Source organism: Enterococcus sp. PF1-24, from assembly GCF_029893325.1.
In the GTDB taxonomy this organism is placed as follows: Bacteria; Bacillota; Bacilli; order Lactobacillales; family Enterococcaceae; genus HY326.
The window spans coordinates 38,045-58,871 of sequence record NZ_JARXWL010000001.1; the positions used below are offsets into that span (position 1 = coordinate 38,045).

Here is a 20,827-nt window from a genome sequence, read left to right on the forward strand (position 1 = left end):
TACTGCTATAAATCCGTTATAAATCAGCCCTATAACTAACAAGTTTAGTTTTGATTATTTACAACTTGAGAGTTTTACTATTCGATAAATCTAAAGTAACGGTTGCTGTTTTAAAGTGTATTTCATATACTATCAGTGATTTTCCACCATATTCTATCGTTTCTCGATAATCAGGTATCTTCTCGCAAAAACAATCCGCCAAATCAAAAATAGTTTGCTTGCTCTTGATAGCAGTTCCTCTTGCTTTTATATGTTCATTTTCTTTTTTGGGAATTGTTGTAAAGGCAACATTCTGGTTTTGTTTCATTTCTTTTACTTTGTCGTTATTTTTAAACGTTGCAAAGTACACAATATTATTTTCGGGATTGAAATAATAATTGACGATTCTAACATTCGGAATGCCGTCTGTTCCAACGGTTGCCAAAGCAAGGTCAGTCTGTTCTGCCATCATTTTTTGAAATTCTTTTAGTGTATCCATAGAAATCCTCCTTTTGTTATTGATACACACATAGTATAATATAAAAAGGTGTCAGAATATGATACCATTCAAATAAAGTAAGGAGGTTTAAGTGAATGCGTAAATCTACACGATTGAATGATATGATGATTTTTCTAAACGATAAAATTTTTTTTAACTTGAAAGATATTATGCAAGAGTACGGAATATCTAAAAGTACAGCAATTCGAGATATACAAGCTTTAGAAGAAATCGGTATGCCCATATTTTCAGAAGCAGGGAGAAACGGAAGATATGGGATTTTGAAAAATAGACTTCTTTCACCAATTATTTTTACTGTTGATGAAATGTATGCTCTTTATTTTGCTATGCTTACTTTGAACGCTTATGAATCAACTCCATTTCATTTAAGTATTGAAAAGTTAAAGAAAAAATTTGAAACCTGCTTATCTTATGAACTTATTAGTAATATTCATAAGATGGAACGTACGTTAAGTCTTGAGGGAACTAAACATTATAACAGTAGCCCATTACTAAAAGATATTTTGGAAATGGCAGTGAAAGATACGGTGTGCTGTATCTCTTACAAAAAAAGCGAGTCTATATCAGAAGTACATGTGCAGTTTTTTGATGTATCTTCATCTTTTGGCCAATGGTATGTTACAGGCTTTAACCATGATAGGCAAAGAGTGCAAGTTTTCCGTTGTGACAGAATTATTGATATTTCAGAAAGTGAATGCTACGTATCGAAGCCAAGAGAAGAGCTTCTAAATTATTCAACAAACATATTCAAGTCTGAAAATGCTACGGATTTTGAAGTTCAAATATCAGATAAAGGAGTAGATTTGTTTTATAAAGAAAATTATCCGTCTATGGAATTAGTTAAATGCGATGGACAATATAAAATAAGAGGATTCTACAATGTAGATGAAGAAAGATTTATTGCTGATTATTTCCTCTCATATGGGAAATTGATTAATTCTATCTATCCAGAACAGTTAAAAATCCTCGTATTGGAACGTGGAAAGGAACTGTACCAGTATTATGAGAATCTATAATAATAAGGCGTACAATGTTGAGAGCTGTACGCCTTGGGTATTATTTTATAATCTTCCAATTCTCGGCTTTCTCTAGCACTAATTCATACTGTGAGAACTGTGTCACTTTAGTTTCTTGTTCTAAGTATTTCACGGTCACAATCGCCGTCACTTTATTATCTTTCATAGCATAGACAGGATTCACCAATTCCACAAATACATAGTCCTTATTGATAGTAGGTAAAGCGTTACTGCTGACATAGTATGCCAGTTCCTTATCGGTAGCCTTTGGATAGAGTTTGAAAAATGTTTCTAAAAAGCTGTTGATTTCTTCACTCATCATAGCGTCCACTGTGCCATCACTTTCTACCTGCTTGGGCTTGTAGTTGGATTTTTCTGGTTTGCTACTCATAGTTGGGTTTTGCACAATTACCATATCACCAGCCTTATCCATGTGAACAATTACAGTATAGGTAGATAGCACATTCTTCTTGGCTTCACCCTCGGTTAGTTGCTGTTCCACCGAGAATAACACCTTAAAGTCGGTGTTGTTTACCTCTGACACATTCCATATCTGCACCTTTATAACTGCGGAACTGGTTGGAATATCCACTCGCACCATATCAGCGTTTAATAGCTGTAAATCCTCTGTAAGATAATGCTTTAAGCGTTCATTACGCTTATCAATGGATTCTTGGCTTTGTTTCCATGAGAAGTATTCACTAGCGAAAGATTCCACATAGCTTTCCACCTTATTGGTATCAACTATCTGTTTCTCAATGACTTCTTTCTCATGGACGGTGTGCATATCAATAGCGGTGAAGTTCTTATATACCCCAAAGCTAACACTACCAATGAGTAGCACCCATAAAGCGATTGTCAGCTTCTTATGCGTTCCTATTTTGATAGTGTGGGGCTCTTTTTGTTTCTTCGGTTTCGGTTCTTTTTTGGTTCGCTCGATTTTTAGTTTCATCTTATCAAATCCTTTCTTATCGGTTTATCACTCGACCAGCTCCAATTAAATGAGCTTGCCAATAACTACTGTTCAAATCGGCATAACCAATCGGATCACCTGCGTGAAACATTTGGTTATTGCCTACATAAATGCCTACGTGCGTAACATAACTACCTGCGTTATAGGTAGAGTGAAAAAATACCAAGTCGCCAGCTTTCGCTTCGGACATGGGGATATGCGTTGTTGCGTCATATTGTGCTTGGGCGACACGAGGTAACTGGATTCCAGCTTTGCCATAACACCACTGGACAATGCCAGAACAATCAAAGCTGGTACTTGGTGACGAACCGCCAAAGACATACGGATAGCCCTCGTATTTCAGAGCTTCATTCATGATGGCTTGGACAGTTTCATCATCAAAGTGGGCTGGACTTAGGTATTGCTTTACCAACATGACATAAAACATATTTCCATAGTTGTACCGCCAACCCCCATTGATAGGGATTGCGATGGTGTTCGGATAATTCACTTTCTTGCCACCAGCCTTATCCCTAGAAAAACTTTCTGCCTGTGCAAAGGTATATTTCTTGCCGTTCTTCACCACATAGTTTAGGAATACACCACCATAGTTATAACTTTGAATCACGGAATCAATGTCACAGCCAAGGCTTTCGGCACTGGCTAATAATTCACTGAAATACTTACAGCCTTGTTTGATTGATTCCTCGGTACTCAAACTATTAGGCGGTAGTCCAAGGGATTCACTGGATTGCATAACATCTTCGGCAGTACCGCCAGATTCCACCTGCATAATTGCCAGAATGTAATTAACGTATTCCTCAATGCCAAATTCCTTACAATATTTCACCACCATAGGCTTGTGTTTCAATACTTCCGCTGATACATTTAGACCACCATTTTCTAAATCAAACCCACCACTGGAACTATCGTCAGAATCCGCAAATACCACCACCATAAAAAACAGTAAGCCAAAGAACAGGGAGAACACCATACCAGAGATAGCCACATATTTTAGCTTCATTTCTTACGTCCTCTGGTTGTGGTTTTCTTCGTCATTCTGGTTGTCTGTTTCGTAGTCGATTGATTCTCCTTTACTTGATTTACTCTGGTTGATTCCTTTGGCGTTGTCGTCCAATTATCAGACGGACGGTTCTTAATCACTGGCGGTTTTGGTGGGTGTTTGTCAACCTGCCCATTCTCACGGCTAATGGTTGGTGTACGACCAGTGCTTTCCGTTTTTGGCGTTGGTGGTGTCGCTGTCACAGGTCTAGTCGGTTTGCTTTCCGTGGTTGCTGGTTTTGTTCTAGTATCAGTGGTAGTTGGAACAGGCTTATTCCGATTCTCATAGTCACGCTTATACTGACGTTGACGCATAGAATACATAGGTTCAGTCTTATCTGTAGCCTGCTTTGCCTTATCCAGTTCAAGGCGTTTCTGTGCAAGATTGGCTCGTTTCTGGTTACGGTTTTCGGCTCGTTCTTCTTGTTTTTGCTTTCTGGTTTCCGTCACCGATTGGGTAAAGTCTGACGCATTTTGTACAAGGTCACGCTTGCCCTTATGAAGTGCATACTTCACGTTGGTAGGAGCGTTTTTCACTTGCTCGGTCATATCCTTGGCTTTGTCTACCACACGATTTTTGATGTCCATGACTTGACCTGTTTTCTCACCAGCTTTTTGTCCCATAGAGCGAGGGTCGCTTGTTGGCTTCGCCGGATTTCTTCTTGTAGTTGAACCACCGCCAGCGGTAGAATCGTTTGTTCGTTCAAGGTTGGCTTTCGTGGTTTTCGCTGTGGTATCTTTGGGCGACTTGCTACTTGGGGATTTCCCAATGGCGTGATTGACGCTTCGTTGTAGTTTCCTTGCTTGGCGGTTCATAAACATACGAGGTCTACGGAACATACGCCGACCGACGTTCTGGGAATCATTTCCTTGCAGGGCAAACATACTCATGATGTCACCTAACTTAAAGTAGATTCCAGCAAATGTGACTATCTGTAAAAACATAATCATAAAGAATGGTGAACTGGCAGAGATACTATAAAGCATGGTGGAAATACTAAATGCCACCGTGATAATCAGCGTAATACCAGCTCGTGTCATAATCACATTGAATAACTTGGTGATGACTCGTTTGCTCATACCCTCAAAACTGGGAATCATACTTAGTAAAAAACTTATCGGTAGGAACATGGTAAAGATGATAAAGAGTACCTGCGAAAATATCATGATTCCAGTCAGCAAGAATACAAATATTGAGATTCCGATATTGAAGATAAAGAGGAAGAATACCGTACCAAGTCTAGAAATGGTATTCGTAATCGTGAGATTTTTGTTGTCCTTATCCTCGATTTCTTCAATGACAATATCTTCTCTATCTTCGCCGTTGTTGGTGTCTGGGCTGGTGGATAGTAAACTCTCCACACGATCAGCACCAAGAGCGTCAACGTCGGTTGAACCGAATTGTAAGAGTAGCCACGGTTGTTTTACTTGTACCGAAAACAAGCTGTCACGAATCATATCGACACTATCTTTACCTTGGCTGTTGGTATCTGGTAAGACAATCTTAGTACCCACATCAAGGCTGGCATTACTCACATCTTTGGAAAAGTCATTAATCTTTCCAATATAGTCTGGAGCATAGGCAATAAATGAAGCCGATACGATAAAGACAACCACAAAGTTTAAGACTGCTCGGACTGCCTTGGTAGTTTCTCGCTTCAATAGTCCTGTGTACGCAACGTAGATTCCTAGAACCAGAATCAAGATAAGTAAGAATCCTACATAAAAGCCAGAACTTGAAAAGCCAGCTCGTGTCACACCAGCTATCGTTTGAATATTTTTACCGATAGAATCCGCCGTCTTACCTACGAAATCTAGGCTGTATGCTTCTTGTACCAAGTAGCCTGTGGCATTAGATAAGTACAATGAGATTGTCCAAATAAAATTGGTAATGGCATAAAGCCCATACATCACACTTTTGCCTAAACCGTCCGACCAGTTCCACGGTAGCCAGCCCCAGCTATTATCAACGTAAAAATCTAGCTGGTAATTCGATAGCCCATACTTGGAATACTCATTAGCCGTATTGATAGTATCGTCTACCAGACCAGTCGCATGAACTACCGTACCAACGCTGGCAAGCATAAAGATAACGGCAACTACTGCGACCATTGCTAAACTTGCGAACCTCAAAATCTTCTTGGGTAAGGGCTGTTGCTTTCTTGCCTGTTTTTTCTCGGCTTTCTTTTGAGCTTTTTTTTGAGCTTTTTTCTGTCGCTTAATCAATCGTTCCTTTCGTTTACTTTCTTTGACTGTCATTATTCCACCTCATTTCTCACAGGAGGTCTGGTATCAAAGGCATGGAGCAGTTCTTCAAAGATTGGGTGGAACTGGATAACCCCTACACGACCATACAAATCGGAAATCAAACACTGTCCGTTTTCCAATTCTCGTAGCCGTTTTTGGTTGCTTTCATCTTCCTTATCCACACCGAAGAACTCTAGCGTTTTCTTAATTTCCACTAAGTCCGTAGAACGGAACGCAAATTTCAGACCGATATTGTTTTTCATTTTCTCGTCCAGTAAATCGTCCGCATTTTGGGTAACAAAATAGACCCCAGCGTTCATGGCTCGTCCAGCTCGGACTAGCTTCATGGAAAGGGTCTTTCCTTGGGCGACTTGCAAGAAGCTCCACGCTTCGTCAAGGTCTACGATTTTAAAGATGGAACGGTCAGAATGAATAAAGTCTAGGGCAAAGGTACTAATGACAATGAGCATTGCCACACTTAATAATTCCATTGTTGTGTATTCCTCAAACGAGGTGTCAGCATCTGGCAGTACCAAATCCGCTACTTGAATGATGTTCAGTTGTTTCTCTAAGCTGATGGACTGTTTTACATTGCCGTCACTAAATAGCAGGTGTGCAAAATCATAATCCACAAAACTTTCGATATGGTCGGCAATGCTATTACTAATAGTGGTATCTTCCTTGCGAAGTTCATCAATGACTAATAGTAATCCACGTTGTTTACTCTGGGTGACGTTCCGAATGGCTTTTCTAAGCACAGGGAATTTGTCACTATCCCTTGATGAAATGCCAGTAAGGAATGTGAGAATATCAATCGCCAGACTTTCCGAATCTTTTTTGCGTTTCAGAATCACATATGGGTCAAGTAAGCCTTTGTTTTCCTCATCGCTGGTAAGGTTGACGATATTAATTTCATGGGCGATTTCTGGCAAGGTTTCTTTCCAGTTGCCACGTTCCGCTTTGGGGTCAACAATGACCGCTTGACCGCCAAATAGTACAGCATAATAGACCAGCGTATTGTTACTAAAGGATTTACCACCACCCAGCGAACCAAGAAACGCCGACGCTAACGCATTGGTGACTGAACCTTTTACTCCTTGGCTGGCAAGGCTTGGTTTTAAATAAATGTTTCGACCAGTATCAAGGTTATAACCGACGTAAATCCCCTCGGTTTCTCCTAACATCTGGGTCGCTCCAAAACCAAGTCCAGCCAAAAAATCAGAAGTCACATACTGGATATAGTCATTTAAGTATCGTTTGGACGCTGGGATAAATTCGCCGTGTAGTCCCAACATATCCCCAAAGGGACGCACGAGTTTAATAGATAAGTCGTCGTAGAAGTCTTTGACTTCATCACACCGTCTTTTCAACTCGTCGAGATCCTTTGCGGATACTCGGATAACATAACTCAACTTATACATGGATTCTTTGCTTTGGTCTAAGCTACTTTCCAGCTCATTCACCGAATCCAAAGCGTCCACCACATTAGAACTGGTTTCGTTCTCACTTTCCCAAGCATGGCTATCTAAGTCTTTCAGTTCTTTCTTTTTATTCCGAACGGTAGTCAGTGCCTTTTTATTAGCGACGATTTCCACATTCATGCTGGTGTCGATAGGAAAGGTGAATTGTTGTTGCTGATAGTAGAAGATTTCACTGCTTGGGAAATCCAGCTCACCCACAATGGAGTTAATGGTGAAGTAAGCAACATAGGTTGTCGTATCCTCATGTTCCAATCGTAAGTACCGTTGATTTTCTTCAATCAAGCAACGAGTAGGTTTTAGAATATCGTATTTCTTTACCATCACTTCCTTATTGCGGTAGCGTTTTGGCAAATGATATTCATATTCCTCATAAGGTGTGCCAGTTTGACCGTAGAGGTGTTCAATGATATAGCCAAAGTCGTTTTTATCCAGCTTGCGGATTTTAAAGCGTCTGGAAATTTTACTTTCCAGCAAGTGTTCCATCTTAGAAAATCGGTCAATTTCATCATTGCTCATAGATACAAAGTCGCCCATCAGTTTGTGATTGACACCGTGAATAAATTCTTCAAAGGCTTTCTTGATTTCTGCACCAATGCTTTTGATGGATACTTCTTGGTCGTTCAGTAATAACTTAAAGCCAATAAAAAAGCGATAGTCTACTTGATTGTCACCAATCATAGAAACTAACGCTTCTGTTTGTTCATCAATTTTTTTGTGAGCTACTTCTTTCAGCCGTCCAGTGACTTCCTGCTTTGAGCGTTCTTGCGTTGCTCGAATGCTGGATTCCGTCGCCAGTTGTAAGGCATGGATTTTTCCATCACGGTTTTGAGCGATAAGTTGACGGAAGTTATCATGCACTTGGTACTTTTCATCTGGACTTAAAAAGCTGTAATTGTAGGGTATCAACTCATAGTAGGCGAAGCACTCGCTGTCATGGTTGAACACCAGGTTATTTTCAATATATTTAATTGGGTACGCCATAATACATTTCACTCCTTACTATGGTGATGGTTTCATATAACCGTTGATTGTGTAGTTTTACAGGTTTTCCTGCATAGGTGACCTTTGGTTTCACCATGTAGGTAATAATAGATTTCAGGAATCCATAGGGCTTTTTCCCATCAAAGGTTTTCTGGCTCATAAACCATGTCAGTCCAACAGGGATTCCCACGTATTTTAGTAATGCACCGTCAATCATGGATAACGGCGGTAAGTTTCCAAAGAGTATCACCAAGAATAACGACACCACAAACCATGTCATTTGGGTAAAGGTGACAGGGAATGGAAGTTGCAAATCATTGATGGCATAAATGACCTTTTCCACCGACCAGATAGAGGTATAGCTTTTGATTTTTTTCACTTCATCACGTCCTTTCTGTTTTTACATAGAAAAAGGAGCCACAATTGCGACTCCCCGTCTATTAATCTGAAATTTTCATCATCATTTTGTAATGTGGCTCATGACCTAGTTTTTTGAATATCAGCTTAAAAATTTCTTTGTAATTGTCAATATTCTCATAATCGAAAGTGATAACAAAATCATCACTAATAAAATGCGAGCCATCATTTATACATGAAACAAGGGATTTACATACCAACTTGTCTTGTCCATCAAACTCATCAACACATTTCTCATAGTCAACATCTCCAATAATTTTGAAATAATATTCTAGTATTCTTCGCATAGTGTTAAAAGAGGTGACGGTAGATAAATTATCTTCTGATAATTCTTTCCATAATAATTGATATGTTGATTCTATAGGGTTATCTGGGCATTCAATAAAACTAGAAGTATTATCTGTTTTCCTTATAATACCAAATAGAACAGCATTTGGAGAGTAACTATCTCTACTGCCTAAAAAGGTTACTTCTTTATGGAAATATACATTGTGTGTAAGAATAAACGTTTGTAAAATGCCATTTTGACCCTTACGACAATCATTTAGCAGATTCTTAACTAACGTACTAACAATAAATAAAACATTACTATCTAAACTAGAAATAGGGTCATCAATCACAATAACTTTTTCTGCTGTAATACCTGTCTTTTCTTGACTACCATACACTAAGTGGTAAAAATACAAGAAAGTTATAAAATTATATTCACCCTCACTAAGAGTATTTTTAGCATTAGTACCATCATCTCTGACAATTTCATACGTTCCTTTAAGTTGTGGATTCTCCTTTAAGCTAAAACCTTTAAAATCAAATTTTTCTAGTAAGTTATTAATATCTGTAACGGTTGGAGCCACACTAGTCAAAGAATCTTCAATGGCTTCAATTTGTGATTTATTATCTCTAATTCCCTGCTTTAAAGTGCGGATTTGCCCGCTTATTGAAGTTTTTGCATTTTCTTTACCTCGTACAAAGGTTAGATAAGATTCTATATCTACTTTTAATTCTGAAACAATGTATTCCCACAGTAGATTGATACATTTTTTCTTTTCTTGCTCTCGATTTCTTACAATCTCATTATTTGACTTAATAGCGTCATTGAATAAGTTAATTATGTCATTGATTTCTACAAGTAAATCTTTAGCAGTATCTATTGATATTTTATTTGAGGGAGATTTTTTCTTCTTGCCTAATTCTTCAAGGTTTAACGCAATCAAGTTTTCCAAGAGTTGGTATTTCACTTCTAAATCAGACACATCAATAATTGATATGTCCGATTCAATAATTTCCTTTATTCTAACAAGTACCTGCGAATAATAATTACTATACTTTGTAATGAAGTCATTTAAAATTTGGCAATCTATTTCGTAGGCTTCATCAAAATAGTTTTCAATTTCTTGTTTCAACTCGTTGCTAATTTCTTGCTGACAGAAAGGACACTTTTTCTCGTCATTGTTCATATATCCTAAACCTTGGCGAACCCAATCACTGCTATTTAATAAGTCAATAAGTTGACCTATTGGTGAATCGGTGCTTCCAGTAATAACTTTTGTCAATAAATCCGATATCTCATAAGTTAAACTTCTTGCCACATCAATAGTTGAAAATAGTGAATGAATTGTACTGTTTTGGGAATAGGCAATATTGTATTTTGCTTTTAATTCCTCTAATTCAACAACAGTAATCTTATCCCATTTTTCATAGACAGATAGACATTCAGCAGAAAATTTTTGCTTGCTATTCCGATATCCTACGAGTGCCTTGCTAAAACTCCCTCCAATTGCCTGTTGTATTGTCCAACTTTTTTCTGCAAGTTCATCCCTTTTCGTTTCAATATCACCATCAAAACCTTTAATAGTTTCAGTTTTAGTATCAATAAGTGTTTGCTTATCGCTATTTTCTTTTTGTAACGATTTCAATTGTTCTTGTTGTTCAATCGAATCTTGTCCTAATGTGAAAATTCCCTTTAGGTTTTCGGATTGCTTAAAATTGTCTTCGACAAATTGTCTATTATAGACAAGTGTCCTCACATCATCATTATGACTAACTTTTACCTCACAAGTATCTGGAAGCGACTTAGAAGCTAGCAATTTTGAAATAGTGGTTTTTCCGCTACCGTTGCTACCGTAAAAAAAATTCAGTTTCCTAGGTGTTATTTCAACAGGATTTGTGTATGTAGCGATATCGTGAATCTTAATTTTTTCAATCAATTTTCTATCCCCCTCATCAAAGTTTATATTCACATTATCCTACAAATTTCACTATCCTACAACATTATATAACAAATATTATCCCATATATTCAAACACACCATGAGAGGTCACAAGGTAGTTGCCCTCGATTTCCATATCACGACCAAGAGATTGATAGTCGATATAATTTTGTAGGTTGCTTGGTACTTCCCCAAGCTGTCCAGTTTCTTCCACATAATAACGTGCGACATCTTCCATAGAATCGCAATCGCTATAACATTGAATATCCTCTACGTGTTCCAGCAATTCTTCCAAAGAGCCAAACCACATACCTTGAATTTCTTTTAGTTCATCAAAGATAGGTGAACCATCTAATTCCATTACCAGCTCACACAGACGGTTGATTTCACTAATGGACGTATATTCGCTGATTTCAAAGGGCAGTTCGTAATCGTGAATGGCGTATTCTTCATACTCACCATTTAAGCCGATACGTTCTTCCATTTCTTCGTAATCAATGGGAGGGGTGAACCATGCTCCTACCAGTTCACCCTCGTTGTACTTGCCAAGATTGGCAATATAAACTTGCATTTCCATAGTTACACCCCCTACGCACCGATAATCTGGTTGAATAGACGAAGTAGTACATCTTTCACACCGCCAGCGTTGAATACTAGACCTACGGCAATCAAGGCGATAATCACAAAACCAATCAGCTTTGAGAATTCACGCTTGAATCCTAAATACAGACCAATCACCACAATAGCTAATAGCACCAGTGATTGAGCGTTGTTTAAAAACCAGTTGTAAAGATTTTGTCCAAAATTCATTCTTCATTCCTCCTTTGAATTTCTTCTAGTTGCTTGTTTACTAATCTGCATTAGGCACATCAGCACTACACCAATAAGGACACCTAACCCAATCAGTAGAAAACGGCTAATCAGTAGCCACATAAAATCCTCCTTTCCATCAAAAAAGCGACCTCTGTCTTAGAAGTCGCAAGTTACGCTATCCGCTAGACAATCACCTCCTCTGCGGATAAGTTTTGCTGTTTAATTAGTTTTTCGTGTTTCTCGGTAAGTTTGGCTTCCTTTATCATTTCTGGCAGAACGCTCGTTTCATTTAATACATCAAGAATATTGGTTACTTTAAGCGTGGGTGCTACTTGATGGCGTAACCAGTTGAGCGTTCGCTCATAGCTGTATGGTTCTGGTTTGGTGGTTAAGCGTAATTCACCTCGATTCTTACCATTGAAGCATTCCCAGCGTTCGTTTGTTTTCCAGTCACTACGGCGTTTGTTATCCACTTTATCCACAAATCGGATATACCGATTGATAATACGAAATGCCGTTCGTTCCGCATTTTCATATTTCAATAAATCTTCGATAGCTTTCGTGGCTCGCTCATTTTTTAAGCGAATCTCAAAGCGGTTCTTCACTTCTGATTCATCAAGTGGGGTATTGTTCTTGACGTATTGCTCGTAGTCTTTTTCGTAGATACAGAAGTAGACCTCACTTTTCAATGAACCAATGTAGAGAGTGTTTCCCATGTCTGGCTTTTCGTCACGGTGGACTAACTCACCGCTACGATAGTTTTTAAAGCTACGAAAGACAGAGATACATTCTTCTTGCTTACATTTCCTTGCCAGTTCTGGAATATCTAAGATTCCTACCTTGTCATTGATGGCAAGGTCTACTCGCTTGAATACGGCTTTGACATTTAAGCAATCTCGGAAGAAGTCATACCAGCTACGGTGCTGTGCCAGCAGGAAGTTTTCATACTGGCGACAACCTTTTCCTTTCAGTTCCAGCAACACACCTTTGGTTAAGTCATGGGAACAAAGCACCATGACATCACCGAAGCGGTAATGCTCTGGATAGGAGTAGTAACCGAAATCTTCATGAATCATGTAGTCAATATTCAGCCGTAAAATATCATGAATGACAAAGGCGACATTATCTGTGGGAAACCGAATCCGTACATAGTCGAATAACATTTCTAAGGGGTTATCTGGATTGAATCGTTCTAATGATTCCAGTAAGTCTTCTTTAACTTGGGTAGTTGGAATTACTTTTCCTGTTTCAATATCCGATAGATACTGACGAGTGATTCCAGAAGCTATTGCCAGCTTGTTTTGCGATAGTCCATAAGTCAGCCGTTTATCCTTTAGTTCCTCAATCCAAGTGGGTTGTTTCAATCGCATTCCTCCAATCAAAAAGGCAGGTGTCAACTTTTAGGGTCTAGTTGACATCTGCCGTAAAATCGTAAATCCCTTGTACTGTCTGGGATTTTCTTATTAAAATCACTGTTTCTTAGTGTTTTTGTGCCCCCCTGTTAGGTATAAGGGGCTAGTCGCTTGGCGTGGCTGACGCCACACCAAGTCAACGCTCGTCTGCACCTGTGGCTTGCACTTCGTCCGCCACTGGCACAGTCGGCGTTCTGGTGGTTATATTTCCTATATTTTTTAGGAAGTCATATTTCTTTGGTACAAGCGGGGTGTAAAATTCACTGATGACACTTGTTCCAACATCTACATAGCCACGCCCTTTGATTGGCTTTAAGAAAAACTGCTTTTGCACGTCTGAACCAAACATCATGCCATATCCTAGCTCACTCATACGCCCAAGAGCAACACGGAAGTTGAACTGGTCACGAATCCCATCGCCTAAATATTTTGCATCTGGACGCTGGCACGCTAAGATTAAAAAGAATCCTGCTTGTCGTCCAAGCATGACGATCTGTTTTAACTTATCGACCACCTTGGTACTCTCTTTTCCCAGCATATCCATAAAAGCGACATACTCATCAAAGATAAGAAAGTTTGCTGGCAAACCTAAGTAAGCGTAGTTTTCACCAGTCTTATAGTTGGGGTGACGTTTCATTTCCTCACTACGAGCCAGCATATCTTCATAGAATCGGATAATACAATCCATCATATCGTCTTTGCGGTAGTAGACGTTATCCATCACCGTTTCAAGGTCAGCCAAGTCAGCGTTCTTTGGGTCTAAAATGTATAACTTGGAATCGGTACGCAATAAGGCTTCAATAATGGTAAGGATAAAGTAGGTCTTACCGCCACCAGTACCACCAGCGATTAACATATGGGGCAATGAATCATACGCCCAATAGACGTTATCCATTAGTTTTAAGTGTCCACCTTTGGCGACTACTTCATCAATGGCAATACGGCTGTTAATGGTATCGTATAGCAGGGTGTATTCCACGTAGGATTCCTTTAGCTCTTTGTCTACCAACTCACAGAATAAGCCTGTTTCCAGCTTCTTTTCTAACTGTAAAAGTTGGTCTTGATATTTTCCCATCGTAATTTCCACGTTGATATGGATAAGCCCATCTTTCAAGTAATAGTACATCTTAGGAAAGTGGCTTATTTTCTCTTTGGTTTTAGAGCTCGGCAGGTCTTTGAAGAATCCATCATCTTGAACCTGTTCGGATTCATACCAGCCATTTTGAAGTACCATGAGAGCCAGCTTTTGGCGGTGTTCCAGTTGCTTCACAGAATCAATGCGGTATCGGTAGTAAAGAAAACCGATAAGTAGACATACAAAAAGGGCAGTGATTACACTACCCCAAAAGTATGGTCTATGAAGTTGATTGGTAAAGCTGTCAATCGTGATAGTCTGCCAATCCATTGTCATGAGTGGCAAAAGATGAAATGGTGTAAGCACTAGTAAGAAAATGAAGCTAAATCCTGCTAGGGCTGTATGATAGACTAGGTTTTTATCGCTAGCACGGATTCGTTTGCCTTTGTATTTAAAGATTGTATCACTCCTTTCAGTACGTAAAAAGGCAAATAGACTTTTTCACTATTTGCCATTACATTATTTTATTCGTTTAACTTTTACTTTAGTTCCTGCTACGTGCATATATGTTCCAGAAAAACCTTCATAAATTACAACATCAGGAGAATATTCATATTTATATTCATATTTGTATTCGGCTTGTTTCCATTTCTGTCCATTCATTAATACATATGATGTTTCACCCTCCCAACCTTTAAATTCACCATTAATTTTAGTTTCAATAGCGGTATTTAGTTTCCGTACTTCGATTTTTTCATTAGCTACAGATAAATAGTATCGTCCATGTTCTTCTGTAATGATAGCTTCTGGTCTGTATGCATAATGATACCAATACTTATAATGAGCTTGTATCCAATACGTACCATTACTCATTTTAAATATCTGTTCATCATCAAATCCTTCAAATTCACCATCTAATTGACCTTGGTATATTATTCTACTCATTTTTTCTCCCTTCATAGTGTTATAAGATAGAATAATTATACAGCAATTTTTAGTAAGTGAATAGATGATTATTTTTTATCTGAATTTTGTTTCGGTAGGGTTGGCTGATTGCCAGCAAATTTTTTTAATACAATATCATCCGCCTTGATATACCAGTCCACATCAGCCCCCATGTAGGTGGCAGACGCTACCGTATCCGCTACTGGATTGATAAGTTCCACCTCGGCGTTATAGTCAAAATTTTTCTCGCCAGCAGAAGCAGGGATACTCACTTGAATCATACGACCTTGTTCTTTCGATTTAAGGTCATAAGTCCGTTCTTTTATTTGTTCTGTTACATTGCCCTCCTCGTCAGTGATACGGACTTCACGGCGTAGAGCGGAGAACTTCAATAATCCAAATGTCTTTTCTTTTTCAATAACAATTCCTTGTGCTAATCTCATATATTTTACCTGTCCTTTCTTATGCCTTTACCATATCATCAGCGTGCATGATGTAATTGGTAAATCCTCGATTGCCAATCTTATAACCCTCGGCAGTAATCTTAGGATTAATCAAGCGGATTTTATCTTCTGATTCAAAATGCTTTTCTCCAGCTTCGACAGGTAAGACGACCACAATATCGTCTGCACGCTGAACCGTTGAATATAAATTGTAGCTTCGTGAGAGAATGGTCTGTTTGCCATTAATGCGGCGTTGTTCGACCTTGCCCTCGCCAGCGTATTCTAATGCTCCAAAAGTCTTTTCCATGTTGGGAATGACATGTTTTAATTCCATATAGTTTTACCTCGCTTCTTTCTGTTTTTATATAGTTGGTTATTCAGTTGTTAGTGACAGTATTTAAGCTGTCGGAGAACGGACAGGAGATATAACTTCTCAATCCTTTCATGTATTTGGGGATAGAAAAACGCAAGGGGTAGTCATTGTTCATGACTGATCCTTGCGTGAGACGTTTCCTTTATTCCGCTTTTGCTTTTTTACGGCGGAAGTATAAGACACCGATTGCCGTAGCGGATACGGCTAAGCCAATCAAGGCGAAACCGATATTGCTGGTATCGCCAGTCTTTGGTAATGAGCGGTCTGGTGTTGCTGGGTTTTCAATTTTCTTATTTGTCATTTCGCATTTCACAACCTTTCCATTTTCTTTGATTTCAAACTGCATAGGGGTTTCATCTAACTGGTAGCCTTTCGGAGCGTCGAACTCTTGGAAATAGTAGATTCCCTTTGGTAACTGCTCGAAAGTAAAGATTCCTTTATCATTGGTACGACCCTCAACAATCACATTCTTTTCTTTGTCTATGATACGAACGCCTGTATCTGGTAAAAGTTCCCCAGTGGATACATCTTTTTTGGTTAATTCCGCTGTACCTTTGATAAGGTAGTTCTTGACCTCAAATAGAATCGTAGCTTCTGTTTCTTCTGATGAAGCAGGCTGTTCACCAAGTAATTCATTTTCGGTATTAAAAGCCTTGATACCCTCTTTGGTCGATTCAATACGAAGCACATCTTTGGATGCCAAGTATTGGTCGGAAGAAGAAGCCATTTCTTTTAGATAGAATGTGCCCACTGAAATGTTTTTAAAGACACCTAAACCATCTTTTGTGATAGTGACTTCCTGTAGGACTTCGCCATCTTTGTTTTTTAATGCAAATACTGCACCAGTACCCAAAGCGTCATAAGCAAACTCCACGCCTGTTTCTTTATCAAAGTGAGCTGTTTCATTCACTTTCTTGATTGTAAATCCGTTGAAATGTAATTTATTTAAAATAGGATTACGTGTAATCTTTTGCATAGTTTCACGACCATAAGCCACCGTATCTTGATAGATATGGATAGGGAACGTCGCATGGTTGTTTTCAGCGGTAAATTCAAAATCATATACGGTATCATCAGCCACATGGGAAGAACCAGCGTCAATCTCTTTTAAGTAGTATTTTCCTTGTGGTAACTGCAAGTCAAAGGTTGCTTTTCCATCTTTGACAGCTTGATAAGCAATCAAAGCATTTTCTGGTACTTGGATAGTTTCGGATACGTTTCGAGTTTCACGAGCGAAGATACCAAAGACCTTGTTATTACCTTTGATAGCTTCAATCTCTGGCTGGTTATTGTTCCAGCTAGAAATAGATTCTTCATTTTTAAATAATTGAATATCTAAGGATTGGAAGTCATTGGTTGCCGTAATAGAAGTAGAAGTCAGTTCTACTAATTGTCCAGCATATTTCAACTCAAATGAAATCGGTCTGTCATCTAAGATAAAGCCGTTTGGAGCTGATACTTCAATCGCTTGGTATTTTCCAAGGTACAATTCTGGCGATTGCCATTCGCCGTTTTCATCAGTGGTAATGGTAGCGACTGTTTCGCCTTTTTTAACCCGAACCGTACCATCATTGGTTTTAATATCCTCAACCGCTTCAATACGGTAGGTAACCTCTGCGGTTGGTTTATACTCATAGACAAACTCATACACTTTTCCATAATCGGATTCTTTCACCCTCACATCAATCGGTGTCTGTCCAGTCTTTTCAAGGGTCACGATTCCTTTTTGGGATTTATCCTCAAAGTGAATTTCAATTAGACCACTATTTGAGCCGTCAACTTTGAATTTGGATGGTTCTTTGGCTAAAACATATCCTTCTGGTGCTTGGACTTCGATTAGTTCGTAATCGCCATATGGTAATGCTTCTGGGGTAATTAAGTAACCCTCTTCATTGGTAAAGAATGTATCTGTTTCGCCATCTTCGTTGAATTTTGGCATAGATACCAATTTCCCTGTTTGCATACTTTTAATCTGGAAGCCAGCGTCACTTCGTGGAATGGTTTTGCCAGTTTCAGCGTCTACCTTAACGACTTTTAGCTTTTCTTCAATGACCTTATTTTCAATGGCATAGTGATGGGTTTCATTCTGCTCACGAATGGTTACCTTGAAAGCTTTAGCTGGCTCGTAACCCTCTGGGGTTTTAGTTTCCTTAACGGTGTAGCTGTCATAAGGCAAGTCCGTAAATTTCAAATAACCCTCTTTGTCGGTCAATCCTTTTTGAACCAGTTTTCCAGTGGTATCACTGAATACGGAAAATTCTACATTTTCCAGTGGCTTGATTTCTTTCTTATTTAATAGATAGCCTAGTTTTCCTTTCCAGTCGTAGTTCCCAAACTTCACAAGGTCAAAGCCACCAGTAATTACAGTTTCTTTCACAGTAGTGATATGAACCGCTGTTTCTACGGTTTGACCTGCGTATTTCAGTGTAAATGGGTGTTCGTCTTTATCAATCAAATATCCCTCTGGAGCTTTTGTTTCAATCCAGTAGTAATCATCAAGGTAAAGACCTTGCACGGTCGCTTTGCCGTCTTTGATAGTGACTTCTTTCATCACTTTATCATCAGAAGTACGACGTAATTCATAGACTGCACCATCTAACTTCGCACCGCCTTGTGGTTTTGAGCCTGTTTTGGAATCCTCTTTGATTAAAGTAGCATTTCCTTTTTGTTCCTGTTCTTCTTGTGCAATCGTAGCAGACGTGATTTCCACGGTTTGACCTGCATACTTTAATTCAAATGGAATCTTGTTTTTATTTAGCAGATAACCGCTTGGAGCTTTGGATTCCAAGGCATAGTATTTGCCTAATTTCAATGGGGAAGAAGTGGCGTTCCCATAGACATCAGTTGTCATAGAGGTTACTTTTGTGCCATCTTCTTTGTAAATATCATAAACTGCACCTTGTAAAGAGTAGTATTTGTTCAACATAGAAGAACCGAACTCTTTACCAGTCTTAGTTAATAGCACCTGTCCAAGCTGTTCTTTATTGTTCAAGGTCACGGACACTGTAGTGTTTGGTTTGATAACTACTTTCTTGATTTCGCCTTTGTTAAAATAGCCATTCGGAGCGGTAACTTCGGTTACAGTAACAGTCGTTCCCTCTGGAATATCATTGATAGTCGCAAAGCCGTTTGAATCCGTCACGATCTTCTTAGACGTGCCGTCGTATTCAAACTTCAATTTAGCATTTGGTAAAGGTTTGCCAGTTTCTTCATCAATCTTTGTGGCTTGAATATTTCCAAGATGAATCACATCAACCTTGACCGTAGCTTGTTTGGAACTTTCTAAATGGAACTCAACCATAGACTGTTCATGTGGTTTCTTGTAAACAATCGACGTACCGACTTCATTTTTGGGTACTTTACGGAATGTAATAATACCGTCATTGGAATTAGCATTTGGTATAATTTTCAGGCTATTTCCATTGTGGTTCGCTGTTGCATTGGTAGTGTTGGATTCCATTGGCATATCACTTAGGACACCATTAGAATCGATTAATGTGATACTATCGCCAACCGTTACAGATATCGACTGACCGTTAAATGAGGGTAAGGTATCATGTTTATTTACCAATGCCATAATTTCAGCTTTACGCTGATAATAATTTGGAATTGTGGACGAAACATACTGGTCGCCAAGTTCTTCCCATATCATGACTTGGGTTACGGCATAATCATAATGGTTCTGACCTGTAGCAGTATAACCGTAGTAGGCAATCTTGGATAATAAATCCTTTTTTGCATTTACGTAGGTTTCTGGAACAAATCCCTCGCCACTATTAGCAGGCACACCAGATTCAATACAGAATACTTTTTTGCCGTCCATTTTTAACACGTATACATTATGGGTAATGGCATAACCAGTGTTAGGACTAACACCTGTATAATAATATTGCGTTGGTTCATCTAATTTCAATGAACTAGCATGCACAGGTAATACATTTGAGAATAATGTTCCGCATAAGGTCACTAAGACCATGATGAAACTTACTACTTTTGGTGGTATTTTTGATTTTGTTTTCATACTCATTTCCTTTCATTGTTTTTCTCTTTTAATTTTGGGTACAAAAAAAGACGCTTCCTTTTACAGAAACGTCCAATTCAAACGAGTAAATAAAAACTATCTACTCCAATATTTAGTTTTTATTTGTTGCGTTCCCACTTACTAGGTCTATAACGACTGACACATTGATGTAGTCACGAATCTCCTTATTTCGGATTTTATCACCATCACCAGTAAAGACGATATGTTTGTAAAACTGCCTAAAATTAAGGATTTCCAGCCTTAACATCGTTGTAGCAACACTATTGTCTCCACATGGCTCGAGCGGGTCGCTTTAATAGCACTTCTAGTGCCTAACTCCTTATTTCTTGTGGTAACAAGTCAAAGAAATCCATTGTATTTGCGTGAACAAGTCAAAGGCAAAATCCCTAGAAAATGCCTGTATTTCAGTAAATAGGTCAAGGGCGATTTTAGGGAAGTTCTCGTTCTTTTTTGCTTGGCTGTTTGTAATGGGTCAAGGGGGGTTCTTATAATAAGTTTTCGCTAGAAAGCAGCATCAATCTGCCTAGAGCTAAAATAAACCACTCACGGTTCTTTGGCTCCAAGATTTCTGCCCCTGTATATGCCCAATGATTGAAATATCGCCACCTTGAATAAATCGCTGACCCCAGTAAGTTAATATCAACCACAGAATCAATAATTTTTGTAAGCTCTCTATCATCGTACACTGCACTGCCATACTTTGTTTCAAAGGCCTTTCCACAATCCATTTCAAAACAGAGAGCATCGCAATCATCAGCCATAAAGCGATCGACCAATTCTATGTAATTGATGTCTTGGTCACGAAACTTATCGCTCCATTTGACAGCAAAGTTATGTATCTGCGTCATATCTGCCACTGT

General features: G+C 38.8%; 18 protein-coding genes. 1 reads left to right on the forward strand and 17 read right to left on the reverse strand.

Translation table 11 applies throughout. From position 1 onward, the window contains the following. Window positions 1–58: 58 nt before the first annotated feature. The gene (locus M2139_RS00195; protein ID WP_280736758.1) at window positions 59–478 is read right to left on the reverse strand and encodes a pyridoxamine 5'-phosphate oxidase family protein; all 420 of its coding nucleotides are present in this window, start codon (window positions 476–478) and stop codon (window positions 59–61) included. Window positions 479–573: 95 nt separating this feature from the next. On the opposite strand from M2139_RS00195, the gene M2139_RS00200 reads away from it, so the two are divergent. Next, complete coding sequence (locus M2139_RS00200; RefSeq protein WP_280736759.1) at window positions 574–1,515, forward strand: YafY family protein; 942 nt, start codon at window positions 574–576, stop codon at window positions 1,513–1,515. Between the two features lie 40 nt (window positions 1,516–1,555). Here M2139_RS00200 and M2139_RS00205 read toward each other — a convergent pair whose 3' ends face one another. From M2139_RS00205 to M2139_RS00275, 16 genes are all read right to left on the reverse strand, one after another. Next, window positions 1,556–2,467, reverse strand: coding sequence for a conjugal transfer protein (locus tag M2139_RS00205; protein ID WP_280736760.1), 912 nt, complete (start codon window positions 2,465–2,467; stop codon window positions 1,556–1,558). 16 nt (window positions 2,468–2,483) lie between these two features. Further along, window positions 2,484–3,491 carry a bifunctional lysozyme/C40 family peptidase gene (locus M2139_RS00210; RefSeq protein WP_280736761.1) on the reverse strand — a complete coding sequence of 336 codons (1,008 nt, stop codon included), beginning with the start codon at window positions 3,489–3,491 and terminating at the stop codon, window positions 2,484–2,486. Continuing rightward, on the reverse strand, window positions 3,488–5,641 hold the full coding sequence (locus tag M2139_RS00215) for a hypothetical protein (protein ID WP_280736902.1): 2,154 nt from the start codon (window positions 5,639–5,641) through the stop codon (window positions 3,488–3,490). The genes M2139_RS00210 and M2139_RS00215 overlap by 4 nt, the downstream gene beginning before the upstream one ends. Window positions 5,642–5,787: 146 nt before the next feature. Then, window positions 5,788–8,238, reverse strand: coding sequence for an ATP-binding protein (locus M2139_RS00220; RefSeq protein ID WP_280736762.1), 2,451 nt, complete (start codon window positions 8,236–8,238; stop codon window positions 5,788–5,790). Then, complete coding sequence (locus tag M2139_RS00225) at window positions 8,222–8,617, reverse strand: conjugal transfer protein (protein ID WP_280736763.1); 396 nt, start codon at window positions 8,615–8,617, stop codon at window positions 8,222–8,224. The genes M2139_RS00220 and M2139_RS00225 overlap by 17 nt, the downstream gene beginning before the upstream one ends. Before the next feature lie 61 nt (window positions 8,618–8,678). Continuing rightward, window positions 8,679–10,862: an AAA family ATPase gene (locus M2139_RS00230; protein ID WP_280736764.1), complete on the reverse strand. Its 2,184-nt coding sequence runs from the start codon at window positions 10,860–10,862 to the stop codon at window positions 8,679–8,681. Between the two features lie 78 nt (window positions 10,863–10,940). Beyond that, window positions 10,941–11,441, reverse strand: coding sequence for an antirestriction protein ArdA (locus M2139_RS00235; RefSeq protein ID WP_280736765.1), 501 nt, complete (start codon window positions 11,439–11,441; stop codon window positions 10,941–10,943). A gap of 11 nt (window positions 11,442–11,452) precedes the next feature. Continuing rightward, window positions 11,453–11,674 (reverse strand): hypothetical protein, encoded by a 222-nt coding sequence (locus tag M2139_RS00240; protein ID WP_161900620.1) that lies wholly within the window; start codon window positions 11,672–11,674, stop codon window positions 11,453–11,455. 3 nt (window positions 11,675–11,677) lie between these two features. Next, complete coding sequence (locus tag M2139_RS14265; RefSeq protein WP_348522585.1) at window positions 11,678–11,797, reverse strand: DUF3789 domain-containing protein; 120 nt, start codon at window positions 11,795–11,797, stop codon at window positions 11,678–11,680. Between the two features lie 62 nt (window positions 11,798–11,859). Continuing rightward, on the reverse strand, window positions 11,860–13,056 hold the full coding sequence (mobT, locus tag M2139_RS00245; protein ID WP_280736903.1) for a MobT family relaxase: 1,197 nt from the start codon (window positions 13,054–13,056) through the stop codon (window positions 11,860–11,862). Window positions 13,057–13,225: 169 nt separating this feature from the next. Then, window positions 13,226–14,623: an FtsK/SpoIIIE domain-containing protein gene (locus tag M2139_RS00250; protein WP_280736904.1), complete on the reverse strand. Its 1,398-nt coding sequence runs from the start codon at window positions 14,621–14,623 to the stop codon at window positions 13,226–13,228. Window positions 14,624–14,683: 60 nt separating this feature from the next. Next, window positions 14,684–15,109 (reverse strand): hypothetical protein, encoded by a 426-nt coding sequence (locus M2139_RS00255; protein ID WP_280736767.1) that lies wholly within the window; start codon window positions 15,107–15,109, stop codon window positions 14,684–14,686. Window positions 15,110–15,177: 68 nt separating this feature from the next. Next, a complete protein-coding gene (locus M2139_RS00260) occupies window positions 15,178–15,552 on the reverse strand; it encodes a YdcP family protein (RefSeq protein ID WP_280736768.1) in 375 nt (124 codons plus the stop codon). 19 nt (window positions 15,553–15,571) lie between these two features. Continuing rightward, window positions 15,572–15,886, reverse strand: coding sequence for a YdcP family protein (locus M2139_RS00265; protein WP_280736769.1), 315 nt, complete (start codon window positions 15,884–15,886; stop codon window positions 15,572–15,574). 181 nt (window positions 15,887–16,067) lie between these two features. Further along, window positions 16,068–19,946: a SpaA isopeptide-forming pilin-related protein gene (locus M2139_RS00270; protein ID WP_280736770.1), complete on the reverse strand. Its 3,879-nt coding sequence runs from the start codon at window positions 19,944–19,946 to the stop codon at window positions 16,068–16,070. A 506-nt stretch (window positions 19,947–20,452) separates the two neighbouring features. Beyond that, complete coding sequence (locus tag M2139_RS00275) at window positions 20,453–20,824, reverse strand: hypothetical protein (protein WP_280736771.1); 372 nt, start codon at window positions 20,822–20,824, stop codon at window positions 20,453–20,455. Between the last annotated feature and the right edge of the window lie 3 nt (window positions 20,825–20,827).

Excerpts from the sequence above, each read along its gene's own strand:
- M2139_RS00195 (WP_280736758.1), bottom strand. The coding sequence starts at position 478 with ATGGATACACTAAAAGAATTTCAAAAAATGATGGCAGAACAGACTGAC.
- M2139_RS00200 (WP_280736759.1), top strand. The coding sequence starts at position 574 with ATGCGTAAATCTACACGATTGAATGATATGATGATTTTTCTAAACGAT.
- M2139_RS00205 (WP_280736760.1), bottom strand. The coding sequence starts at position 2,467 with ATGAAACTAAAAATCGAGCGAACCAAAAAAGAACCGAAACCGAAGAAA.
- M2139_RS00210 (WP_280736761.1), bottom strand. The coding sequence starts at position 3,491 with ATGAAGCTAAAATATGTGGCTATCTCTGGTATGGTGTTCTCCCTGTTC.
- M2139_RS00215 (WP_280736902.1), bottom strand. The coding sequence starts at position 5,641 with ATGGTCGCAGTAGTTGCCGTTATCTTTATGCTTGCCAGCGTTGGTACG.
- M2139_RS00220 (WP_280736762.1), bottom strand. The coding sequence starts at position 8,238 with ATGGCGTACCCAATTAAATATATTGAAAATAACCTGGTGTTCAACCAT.
- M2139_RS00235 (WP_280736765.1), bottom strand. The coding sequence starts at position 11,441 with ATGGAAATGCAAGTTTATATTGCCAATCTTGGCAAGTACAACGAGGGT.
- M2139_RS00240 (WP_161900620.1), bottom strand. The coding sequence starts at position 11,674 with ATGAATTTTGGACAAAATCTTTACAACTGGTTTTTAAACAACGCTCAA.
- M2139_RS14265 (WP_348522585.1), bottom strand. The coding sequence starts at position 11,797 with ATGTGGCTACTGATTAGCCGTTTTCTACTGATTGGGTTAGGTGTCCTT.
- M2139_RS00255 (WP_280736767.1), bottom strand. The coding sequence starts at position 15,109 with ATGAGTAGAATAATATACCAAGGTCAATTAGATGGTGAATTTGAAGGA.
- M2139_RS00260 (WP_280736768.1), bottom strand. The coding sequence starts at position 15,552 with ATGAGATTAGCACAAGGAATTGTTATTGAAAAAGAAAAGACATTTGGA.
- M2139_RS00265 (WP_280736769.1), bottom strand. The coding sequence starts at position 15,886 with ATGGAATTAAAACATGTCATTCCCAACATGGAAAAGACTTTTGGAGCA.
- M2139_RS00270 (WP_280736770.1), bottom strand. The coding sequence starts at position 19,946 with ATGAAAACAAAATCAAAAATACCACCAAAAGTAGTAAGTTTCATCATG.